The sequence below is a fragment of the Sphingomonas sp. ASV193 genome (assembly GCF_040203355.1).
Lineage (GTDB): Bacteria > Pseudomonadota > Alphaproteobacteria > Sphingomonadales > Sphingomonadaceae > Sphingomicrobium.
Map to the genome: position 1 here is coordinate 166,560 of NZ_JBEHBW010000005.1, position 11,302 is coordinate 177,861.

Annotated in this window: 6 protein-coding genes; 2 read left to right on the plus strand and 4 right to left on the minus strand. The window is 68.5% G+C overall.

The window, feature by feature from the left end; translation table 11 throughout:
* Positions 1-117: 117 nt before the first annotated feature.
* Together ABDK56_RS10880 and ABDK56_RS10885 are read left to right on the plus strand one after the other, a co-directional pair.
* A complete protein-coding gene (locus ABDK56_RS10880; RefSeq protein ID WP_349808298.1) occupies positions 118-1,626 on the plus strand; it encodes a tryptophan halogenase family protein in 1,509 nt (502 codons plus the stop codon).
* Entirely contained in the window at positions 1,623-3,098 is a 1,476-nt protein-coding gene (locus tag ABDK56_RS10885) for a carboxylesterase/lipase family protein (RefSeq protein WP_349808299.1), read from the plus strand. The genes ABDK56_RS10880 and ABDK56_RS10885 overlap by 4 nt, the downstream gene beginning before the upstream one ends.
* On the opposite strand, the gene ABDK56_RS10890 is transcribed toward ABDK56_RS10885, so the two are convergent.
* The 4 genes from ABDK56_RS10890 to ABDK56_RS10905 form a co-directional block, all read right to left on the minus strand.
* Positions 3,095-4,606 carry a tryptophan halogenase family protein gene (locus ABDK56_RS10890; RefSeq protein ID WP_349808300.1) on the minus strand — a complete coding sequence of 504 codons (1,512 nt, stop codon included), beginning with the start codon at positions 4,604-4,606 and terminating at the stop codon, positions 3,095-3,097. The two genes, ABDK56_RS10885 and ABDK56_RS10890, sit on opposite strands and share 4 nt — an antisense overlap.
* Positions 4,603-6,117, minus strand: coding sequence for a tryptophan 7-halogenase (locus tag ABDK56_RS10895; RefSeq protein WP_349808301.1), 1,515 nt, complete (start codon positions 6,115-6,117; stop codon positions 4,603-4,605). The genes ABDK56_RS10890 and ABDK56_RS10895 overlap by 4 nt, the downstream gene beginning before the upstream one ends.
* Positions 6,114-7,631: a tryptophan halogenase family protein gene (locus ABDK56_RS10900; protein ID WP_349808302.1), complete on the minus strand. Its 1,518-nt coding sequence runs from the start codon at positions 7,629-7,631 to the stop codon at positions 6,114-6,116. Before ABDK56_RS10900 ends, ABDK56_RS10895 begins: the two co-directional genes overlap by 4 nt.
* 129 nt (positions 7,632-7,760) lie before the next feature.
* Entirely contained in the window at positions 7,761-11,123 is a 3,363-nt protein-coding gene (locus tag ABDK56_RS10905; protein WP_349808303.1) for a TonB-dependent receptor, read from the minus strand.
* Positions 11,124-11,302 lie beyond the last annotated feature (179 nt).

Here is an 11,302-nt window from a genome sequence, read left to right on the forward strand (position 1 = left end):
GGGCTCCCTCTTGCGCTGTCATGATAGCGCTATCGCAATCGCTTGCGTCAAGCCCCGCCTCGTTTCATGACTTTACGCCGTGACGCCGCCGACCCCTCCCCTGCCCAGCAACCGCCGATGAGCGAGTATCCGATCCGTCGCATCATCATCGTCGGCGGGGGCACCGCCGGCTGGATGAGCGCCGCCGCGCTGGCGCGGTTCGTCGGGCGCGGGCGGCGGATCGTGCTGGTTGAGTCCGACGCGATCGGCACGGTCGGCGTCGGCGAAGGGACGATCCCGCCGATCCTCGAATACAACCGCTCGCTCGGGATCGACGAGCCCGCCTTCCTCGCCGCGACCAAGGCGAGCTACAAGCTGGGAATCGAGTTCGATGGCTGGGTCCGGCCGGGCGAGCGCTACTTCCACCAGTTCGGCCAGATCGGCTACCCGCTCGAGGGACTGCCGCTCTACCAGCATTGGCTCAAGCACGAGCGCGATCCGGGCGTCGGACCGCTCGAGGCGTACAGCATGTCGGCCGCCGCCGCCGCGCGCGACCGCTTCTCGCATCCCGCGCCCGACCCCGGCTCGCCGCTCGCCGCGATCGCCTACGCCTTTCACTTCGACGCCGCGCTCTACGCTGCCTTCCTGCGCGACTATGCGAGCCCGCTCGGAGTCGAGCGAATCGAAGGACGGATCGTCGAGGTCGCGCGCGACGGCGAGAGCGGCGACGTGACCGCGGTGACGCTCGACGACGGACGCGCGCTTCGCGGCGACCTGTTCGTCGACTGCTCGGGGTTTCGCAGCCTGTTGCTCGGCGAGGCGCTCGGGGTCCCGTTCGAGGATTGGAGCCGCTGGCTGCCGTGCGACCGCGCGGTCGCGGTGCCAAGCGCGCGCACCGAGCCGCTCCAGCCCTATACCCGGTCGAGCGCGCGCCCCGCCGGCTGGCAATGGCGGATTCCGCTCCAGCATCGCACCGGCAACGGCCATGTCTACAGCAGCGCGCACATCGCCGACGACGAGGCCGAGCGGCGGCTGCTCGACAGCCTCGGCGGAGTGCCGGTCGGGCCGGTCAACAAGCTGCGCTTCACGGCCGGGCGGCGGTCGGTCGCCTGGTCGCACAACGTCGTCGCGATCGGTCTGTCGGCGGGGTTCCTCGAACCGCTCGAAGCGACCAGCATCCACCTGATCCAGACCAGCATCCAGCGACTGATTTCGCTGTTCCCGGCGAACGGGATCAACGCCCCCGAGCGCGACGAATATAATCGCCAGCTGGTGTCGAGTTACGACCCGGTGCGCGACTTCCTGATCCTCCACTATCGCGCCAACCGCCGCGACGAGCCCTTCTGGCGCGCGGTGCGCGAGACCCCGCCGCCCGACAGCCTCGCCGAGCGGCTCGCGCTGTTCGACGAATGCGGGCGGATCTTCCGCCGCGGCGACGAGCTGTTCGACGTCCCGAGCTGGGCGGCGGTGATGGTCGGCCAGGGCCTTCGCCCGCGCGCGATCGACCCGGTCGCCGACGCGCTCCCCGACGGCGCGGTGATCGACGCGATGCGCCAGCTGCGCTCGCACTTCGCCGCGGCGGCGGACTCGCTCCCGCTCGCCGCCGACCTCATCGACGCGATCGTCAGGAGCAGCAAGACGAGATGATCAAACGACTGTTGGCCTTTGCGCTGTTGGCCGCGAACCCGGGCCAGGCCCAGCTCCAGCCCGCGTCCGTCGTCCGCACCGAGGGCGGGCCGGTCGGCGGCGCGCCGTTTGACGGCGGCTATGTGTTTCGCGGCATCCCGTTCGCCGCACCGCCGACCGGGCCGCTGCGCTGGAAGCCGCCGCAGCCGCCCACGCCGTGGCGCTCGGTGCGCGCGTCGCAGCCGCAACCTGCCTCGTGCCTGCAGAACGACTACGGCTGGAACCGCGGCGACGTCGTGATCGGCAGCGAGGACTGCCTGACGCTCGACGTCCGCACCCCCGCGCTCGTTGGCCACCGCCCGGTGCTGGTGTGGATCCACGGCGGAAGCAACCTCGCCGGCGGCCCCAACGACATCGTGCTTTCCGACGTCGGCGAAAAGGTGGTGATCGTCGGCGTCCGGTACCGGCTCGGGCTGTTCGGCTTCCTCGCGCATCGCGGCGCGGCGGCAGAGGCTGGAGGCCACGCGGGCAACTACGGGTTGATGGACCAGGCGGCGGCGCTCGGCTGGGTCCGCCGCAACATCGCGCGCTTCGGCGGTGATCCCGACCAGGTGACGATCGCGGGCGAATCGGCGGGCGCGCAGGACGTGTCGCTGATGCTCGCCGCGCCTTCGACGCGCGGGCTGTTCCGGCGCGCGATCGTCGAGAGCGGAACCCCGGGCTTCGGCCTGCCGCCCCGCCCGCTCGCCGAGGCATTACGGCTCGGCGACCAGCTCGACGCAGCAATGGGCAGCGGCGGCAGCATCGACAAGCTGCGCGCGATGTCGGCGACCGCGCTACTCGCGGCCGACCGGACGCTCCACGACGACGCGCTCGAGTCCGACGATTATCGCTTTCTGCGCGTGACGATCGACGGCGCCTACCTCCCCGACGACCCCGCCGCGTTGCTGGCCCGCGCAGGCCAGCCCGACGTGCTGATCGGCAGCAACCGGGTCGAACTCAACCTTCCCGGCGATCGCCCGCACCGCGACGCCTTCGTCGCCAAGGCGACCGGCCCGCGCGAGACGGCGGCACGCGCCTATTATCGGCTCGACGAGCCCGACCCGCCGGTCGATCCGCGGCTTGGCGAGCGCGACCAGATCATCGCCACCGATCTCACCTTCCGCTGCCCGACGGTCCACCTCGCGACGCTGCTCGCGCGGCGCGGGCAACGCGTCTGGCATTATGAATTTGACGCCGCGCCCGGCGGCGGGCGAACGACCCATGCGCGCGAGATCAGCTATGCCTTCGGTGCCGACCAGTATGCGCCGGGCCAGTCGCTCAAGCCCTACTGGCTGAACTTCATCATGACCGGCGACCCGAACGGGCCGGGGCTCGCGACATGGCCGCGCTTCGACCCGGGTGCGCAACAGCACCTGCTGTTCGATTCCGGCGGCGCACATGTCGAAGGGCCGCTGCGGCCCGAGGCGTGCGCGCTCAACGCGCGGCTCTAACGCCCGGCGGGCGGCGATGCGGCGCAGCAGCCGGCGACGAAGCGGTCGTGCGGCGGCAGTCCCGCGACGCGGCGGTCGATCGCCTCGCCGATCCGCGCCATCGTCAGCGCGAGCTGGTCGTCGGACAGCCCGTCGGCGATCGGGTTCCAGCCGACCGGCCGGATCCCCTGCCCGTAAAGCACCGCGAACCAGCTCGTTTCGCTGAACAGTTCGCCGACCTTGGGCAGCACCTCGCCGCGCCGTTCGAACAGCGCCAGTTTCTCGCGCAGCGTGTCGGGCAATTCCATTGCGCGGAAGCCGCGCCAGTAAGCGGTATCATCGCGCTCGGTGACGACATAATGGGCGAGCAGGAAGTCGCGGATCGCCTCGTACAGCCGCGCCATCTCGTCGTTGAAACGGTCGACCAGCACCGGGTCGGAATCGCGCGTCGGGAAATAGTCGAGCAGCTTCATGATTGCCGCCTGGACAAGGTGGATGCTGGTCGATTCGAGCGGTTCGAGGAAGCCCGACGACAGCCCCACCGCGAGGCAGTTGCCGACCCAGCTTCGCCGCCGCCGCCCGGTGGTGAAGCGGATCGTGCGCGGTTCGGCCAGCGGCGCGCCGTCGAGCTGGCCGAGCAGGATCGCGGCGGCCTCGTCATCGCTCATGTGCGGGCTCGAAAAGACGTGACCGTTGCCGATCCGGTGCTGGAGCGGGATGCGCCATTGCCAACCCGCGCCGCGCGCGGTCGCGCGGGTGAACGGCGTGGTCGTTTCGCCCCGCTCGCACGGAACCGCGATCGCGCGGTCGTTGGGCAGCCATTCGCGCCAGTCGTCGTAGTCGGTCCCCTCGAGCGCGCCGATCAGCAGCCCCCGCATTCCCGAGCAGTCGACGAAGAAATCGCCCGCGACCCGCCCGCCGTCGGCGAGCCGGATCGCCTCGATCCCCGCGTCCCCGCGCTCGACCTCGACCACCCGGCCCTCGCGCCGCACAACCCCGCGCCGCTCGGCATAGTCGCGCAGGAAGGCGGCGTAGGCGGCGGCATCGAATTGAAAGGCGTAGTTGATCGACGGCAGCCCGTCCTGCCCGCCGGCCCGCCCGAACCTGCCGCCGCGCGCCGCGACCGTTTCCGCGCTGAACCGCAGCGGGTCGTCGGCGCCGCTCCCGCTCGCCCAGCGCAGCCAGTAATTCGAAAAGGCCGCGCCGCCACGAAGCTCGGCGCCGAGCAGCCCGAAATTGTGGAAATAGCGATGGCCGAGCCGCGTCCAGTCGACGAACTCGATCCCCAGCTTGAAGGTCGCCTGGGTCGCGGCGACGAACGCGTCCTCGTCGATCTCGAGGAGGCGGTTGAACAGCAGGATCGCCGGGATCGTCGCCTCGCCGACGCCGATCGTCCCGATCTCCTCGCTTTCGACCAGCGTGATCCGCACCCGCCCGGTCCCGACCACCTTGCCGAGCGCGGCGGCCGCCATCCAGCCTGCGGTCCCCCCGCCGACGACGACGATCGATCGAAGCGGGCGCTGGGTCATCGCGGGTTGAGCCCGCCGGGCATCGACGGCATCATCGCGGCGATCGCCGCGCGCATCGTCGGCATCGCGCGGACCCGCGCGGCGACCTCCTGCAGCCGGCCGTTGACCCGCGCGACGTGCGCCTCGTCGTCGACGATGTCGATCCGCGGGTCATAGCCTTCGGGCTCAATCCCGTGGCCGGTGAGCAGCAGCGACCAGTTGCCCTCGTCGAACGGTTCCTCGTCGTTGATCGGCACCAGCCCGCGCATCGAGAACAGCCGCACCTTGTCGGCCAGCGTCGGGCTGAACGCCTGGCGGACGGCGTCCCACAGCGGCTGGCCGAATCGACGATTGAGCGCGAAATGCGCGGCGGTGAAGTCGCGCAGCCCGTCGTTCGCCAGGCCGACCAGCCGGTTGAACACGGCGGCCTCGGGCATCGTCGACGTGGTCACCGGCAACAGCGTCAGCAGGTGCGCGAGCGCGGCATGGAGCGCCTGGATCGGCGCGCCGTCGAGCGCTTCGTGCACCACCGCCGCCTCGCCCAGCGCGACGCAATTGCCGATCCACGGTCGCCCCCGCCGTCCGGTCGGCCGCGCCGCGACATCGGCATCGCCGGCGAGAGGCACCGGCGACAGCGCGGGAAGCTGGGCGGCGAGCGCGGCATCGTCGATCTGCTCGGAAGAATAACGAACGCTGACCGCGGTGCGATGCTGGAGCGGATGGACCGCGAGATACCCCGCGTCGAACGCCGCGACATGGCCGTAGGCGGGCGGCTCGGCGAAGGCGTGTCCCGACAGCGTCATCACCCGGTCGCAGGGAAGCCGATCGCTCCAGTCCTCCGAAACCGATCCGGCAAGGGAGCCGATCAGCGACGCCTCGGGCCCGGTGGCGTCGAGATAGAGATCGGCGGCCAGGCGCCGCCCGTCGTCGAGCCGGATCGCCTCGACCATTTCGCCGCGATGCTCGACCTCGATCGACCGCGCCGAGTGGATGACGACCCCACTCCGCCGCGCATGCTCGTCGAGCACCGCGACATAGCGCGCGAGATCGATCGACCAGCCGAACGCCGCCACCGCCGGCTCGGCCGGTTCGCTCGGCGGGACGGGAACCCGGCCGCTGCGCGCCGCGCCGATCGCGAACGAGAAATCCTCGAGTGCGACCTGTAGGCCCTCGCGCCTGCCCTTCAGCCAATATTGGGTGAACGGCAAATCCTGTCCCGGCAGCGGGGGCAGGTCGAAGCCGTGGAAGAAGGGCGCCGCCGCCCCGCCCCAGTTCGCGTAGCGGTGCGCGACCAGCGGCACCGCGCCGCACAGCGCAGCGGGCAGCCGCTCGTCGAGCCCGATCATCCGGTGAAGCGCGCCGATCGACGGGGGCGCGGCAAGGACGTCGCCCGGACCCGCGCGCGAGGGAAGCTCGACCATCTCGACCCGGATCCCCGCCGGGCCGAGCGCGCGGTGGAGCGCCGCCGCCGCCACGAACCCGGCGACGTCGCGGCCGACCACCAGCAGCGTCTCGATCGGTCGGTCGGTCATGCGAGGGCTACGGCAGGGGCGGGCGCATATCGCTCGAGGAAGCGCGAGTGGAGCGGAAGCTCCTCGGCGCGCTCCCTGACCTCGTCGCGCAAGGCGTCGAGTTTGGCGACGAGCGGTCCGATCTCGCCCGCCTCGGCCAGCGGATGCGGGCGATCGGGGACGAGTCCCTGCCCGATATAGACCGCCAGCCAGCTGGGCGGAGTGAACAGCCCGTCGCGATACTGCTCGACATAGCCGCCACGCGCGAACAGCTCCATTTTCGCGCGGAGGGTGTCGGGGACGGCCATCGTCCGGCAATGCCGCCACAGCTCCCCGTCATCGCGGCGGTTGAGCCGGTAGTGGAGGATCAGGAAGTCGCGTATGCTCTGATATTCGAGGTCGATCCGGCGGTTGAACTCGGCCGCCAGGCGCGGGTCGACCCGCGCTTCCGGGAATAGCGGCAGCAGATGCATGATGGCGATCTGGACCAGATAGATGCTGGTCGATTCGAGCGGCTCGAGAAACCCGCCGGCAAGCCCGAGCGCGAGGCAGTTGCGGTGCCAGCTCTCGCGCCGTCGCCCGGCCTTGAAGCGCAGCAGCCGCGGTTCGCCGAGCGCGTCGCCGTCGAGCCCGGCGAGCAGCTGGCTCGCCGCCTCGTCCTCGCCGATCAGCGAACTGACGAACACATGGCCGTTGCCGGTGCGGTGCTGGAGCGGGATTCGCCACCGCCAGCCCGCCGGGCCGGCGGTCGAGCGCGTGTAGGGCGCGAGCGCGCCGACCCGCGTCGACGGCACCGCGAACGCGCGGTCGCACAGCAGCCAGTCGCTCCAGTCTTCCCACGCGACCCCGAGTGCGTCGCCGAGGATCAGCGAGCGGAAGCCGGAACAATCGATGAAGAAGTCGCCCGCGATACGTTCGCCCGATTCGAGCTCTAGCGAGGCGACGTCGCCGCTCGCCTCGTCGCGATGTACTGCCCGCACCTTGCCCTCGGTTCGTGTCACGCCGCGGCGCTCGGCGAAATCGCGCAGGTACGATGCGTAGAGACCGGCATCGAAGTGGTAGGCGTAAGCGTATGTCGATGCGATCGAGCGCGGATCGCGCGCCGGGAAGTCGAACCGGTCGAGCCGGGAGGCCATCACCGCGAAGGAGAATTCGTCGAACGCATGCGGATAGCCCGCGTGATGTGCGCGCACCCACTGATGGTGGAAGGCGTGCTCCGATCCCGGCGGCCCGTGGATGCCGAACGGGTGGATATAGCGCGAGCGGCGGTCGCCCCAGCCGACGAACTCGATGCCCAGCTTGATGGTCGCCTGGCTGGCCTTCATCATCTCGACTTCGTCGATGCCGATCGCGTCGTTGAAATTCTTGAGATGCGGCAGGGTCGCCTCGCCGACGCCGACGATCCCGATCTCCTCGGACTCGACCAGCCGGATGCGGCAGCGCGAGGCGGGCAGCAGCGACGACAGCGCCGCCGCCGCGGTCCAGCCGGCGGTCCCGCCACCGAGGATGATCACGTCGACCGGCCGCTGCTGCATCGCCCCTTCCCGCCTGGAACTCCGAGCCTAGCCGGTGAAAGTCCGGCGGTCATCGGCCCGGCGACACGCCCCCAACAAAAAATTTGGCGCGCCGCGTCGAGCGGCGCGCCAGGAGGGGTAAGGTGAAGCCTATTTGCCGAAGCGGATGCGCGCCCCGACGATGAACCGCCGGTCATTGATGAACCAGCCGTTGGGGGTCAGGATGCGCTTGCCCTCGGGGCTCATCTCGTCGGTGACCTGCTGGTAGAGCACGGTCTTGGTGTTGAGCAGGTTGCTTCCCTCGGCGCTTAGCTCGAGATTGTCGGTCACGCGGTAACGCAGCGACGCATCGAGGTAGCCGGTGCCCTTCTGCCACACCGGCAGGTAGACGCAGCAATCGACCGCGGTGACGAGGTATTTCGAGCGCCAGTTGTAGGCGACGCGCGCCGACACCTTGCCCTTTTCGTACAGGCCGACGAGGTTGAAAGTATATTTCGACAGGCCTTCGAGCGTGCCGGGATCGAGCGCCGAGCCGGCGTTGCCCGCGTTGGTGATCGCCCCGCCGGTCCCGCCGACCGGGCTTAGCCCCGAGTTCGGAACGCCCTTGTTCTTCACATAGGTGAAGTTGGCCTGCACCCCGAGCCCGTCGAGCGGCTTGGGCAGGAAGTCGAAGAAGCGGTTGTAGGCGACTTCCATGCCGTCGATCTTGGCGCCCTTGCCGTTCGCCGGCCCGCGCGTCCTGACCGTCCGGGTCACGCCGTTGTTGGTCAGCACCGTGTCGAACACGCCGTACTGGATGTAGTTCTGGAAGGTCTTGTGGAACAGCGCGATGCTGAACAGCCCCGCCTGCCCGAAATAATGTTCGAGCGAGACGTCGAACTGCCAGGCGGTGATCGGCTTCAGATAGGGGTTGTAGGCGTCGGCCGTGTAGGTCGGCGTCACCGCGGTCGGCTGACCGTCGGCGCCGATCGTGTAGCGCGGATCGGACAGGTCGGCGCCCGGAAGCTGCGCATTCACCTGGAAATAATTCTTCAGCAGTCCGATGTCCGGACGCGACATGGCGCGCGAAGCGGCGAAGCGCACCAGCCAGCTCGGCGACAGGTCGAAGCGGATGTTGAAGCTCGGCAGCCACTGGTGATTGCTGGCGCGCGCCGTGTTGTTGCCGCCATTGCCCGACGCGAACGCGAGATCCTGCGGCGAGAGATAGCAATAGGCGGGATATTTGACGATCGGAGGCGCGCCATCAGGCGGGGCGCCTGGATCGGTAGCGGTCCCGGTCAGGCCGCCCGGGGTTAGCGCGACGGGCGGGCATTTGGTCGCATCGAGCCCAGAAATGACCGGGTAGCGCGCCGAACCATAACTTTTCAGGCGGGTATCGACGTAACGGACGCCGACGTTGCCGGCGAACGGAATTCCGAACAGCCGCGAGTCGTTGCCGCCGAAGCGCAGCATCGCATAGGCCGCCTTGGTCTTTTCGCTGATGTCCGCGATCTCGTCGGAGGTGAAGCAGCTGTCGGGATTTTCGACCGGCGTGACGCCCGGGATCTGGCCGTTGCGCTCGCACACCGGGACGAACTGGCCGACGCCGGTCCGATCGACGCTGAAGCCGTCGGCGCCGTGGTTGCGCAGGAAGTCGAACGGCACGAACGGGAAGGTGCCGAGATTGCCGCCAAGGAAGTTCGAGCCGAACGGCGCGGTCTCGTAGAAGCCCTGCGGATAGCCCTTGAAGTCGACGCCGCACGCGGTGGTCGGCTTGCTGTCGAGGTTGAAGAAGGGGTGCGGACAGGGCGAATAGTCGGTCCAGGTGTTCGCGACGTTGCGCCAGTTGTAGGTGCTCCACTGCACCTTCTGTTCGCGATCGGCATAGCGCGCGCCGAACTTCAGCGAATCGAGGATGCCCGACTTGATGTCATATTCGCCGTCGGCCCGGAACGCCTTCTCGTTGCCCTTGCTCTGCTCGAGGTGGTCCATGACGCTGCGGATGTAATAGCTGTTCGGGTTGCTCAGTCCGCCCGCCGACTGGTTGACGTTGGTCGGCGGCAGGAACTTCACCCGCGGCAAAGGCCCGCTCGCGTCGAGGAACACGTCGGAGAAAGAATTGAAATCGACTTCGATGTCGTAGTTGTCGATCTTCGAATCGACATATTGTCCGTCGAAGTTGAACCGCAGCCGGTCGGTCGCCTCCCATTTCAGGTTGAACGCGACGTCCTGCGTCATGTTGCGGTTCTTGTTGTAGCGGCTCGCGGTATTGAATGGGGAGCCGTACGACGGGTTGGGACACTGATCCGCCGACATCCAGGTGTAGCAGGGCGTGAACATCGGCTGGCCGCTGCTGTTCACCCCGTAACCGACATCTCCGGGAGGAGCGCCCCACCAATTGACGTCATGCCCCTGGTTGAACGTGCCCGACTGGAAATTCCCGTTGCTGTCGAAAACGAAATTCGACCCCGGCGCGGCGACCGGGATGGTGTTGGTGCGGCCGCTCGCCGGGAAGCGCCAGCGAACGTCGTTGCCGTACAGGTCGGCCCAGCCGGCACCGACCGCGCGCTCCTGCCATTCCTGGTTGTTGAGCGAGCGGTTGTACTGCAGCGTCGCGAGGATCTTGCGGTCGAGGCTGCGCCATTGCGCGGCGGCGGCGATGCCGGTGCGCTTGCGGTCATATTCGTTCGACCGGAACTCGATCCCCGACGGGACATAGACGGTGCCGGTGCTGCCCGGGAACGATCCGTTGTCGTAGATCCCGGCGCGCGCATACTGGATGCCCTGCGAAGCGGTCTTCACGTCGGAATAGGCGATGTTGCCCATGATCCCGATCTCGCCGATCCCGGTCATCCAGCGGTTGCTGTAGAAACCGTTGATGTCGGGGGTCCATTTCTTCGACAGATCGCCGTAGTTGGCCTTCACCCCGACCTGGACCAGTTGCCCGGTGGCGTCGAACGGGACGCGGGTGCGCAGGTTGATCGACCCGGCGATCCCGCCTTCGATCAGCTCGGCGGTCTGGTTCTTGTAGACGTCGACCCCGGCCATCAGCTCGGGCGTGACGTCGGTCCAGCTCAGCCCGCGGTTCGAGTTGGCGCTGAACGTGTCGCGTCCGTTGAATTCCGAGCGCACCTGCGGAAGCCCGCGGACGATGACGCCCGACGGCTCGGCCGAGAAGTGGGCGGTGTCGCTGGTCGCGGCGAAGCGGTTGACGGTGATGCCGGGAACGCGCTGCAGCGCCTCGGCCACCGACTTGTCGGGAAAGGCGCCGATGTCGGTCGCGGTGATCGAATCGACCACCGTGTCGGCCTTGCGCTTGATGTCGCGCGAGGTGCGCAGAGCCTTGCGCGTGCCGGTGACGACGATCTCGTCATTGCTGGTCTTGTTCGGATTGGTCGCCGACGACTGCGACGTCGAATTGCCCGAGGCGACCTGCGCGTGGGCGGCGACCGGGGTGACGAGAAGCGCGACCGACAGCGCCGGAAGGCTGGCCCCGACCAGGAAATTGCGAGCGAACATGTGATGCGATGCCATCGAACCCCTCCCCGAATGTAGGCCAGGGCATCTTTGATTCGACGTGCCCACTTGCCTGATTCGCCTTATCTGATAGCGCTATCACAAGATTTGACAATGCGGCTGTAACAATAGTTTTCGGACCGCGTGATTTTTGCAACGCCGCTGTCATGCTGCGGCAAAGATGCGGAGGGAGCGGA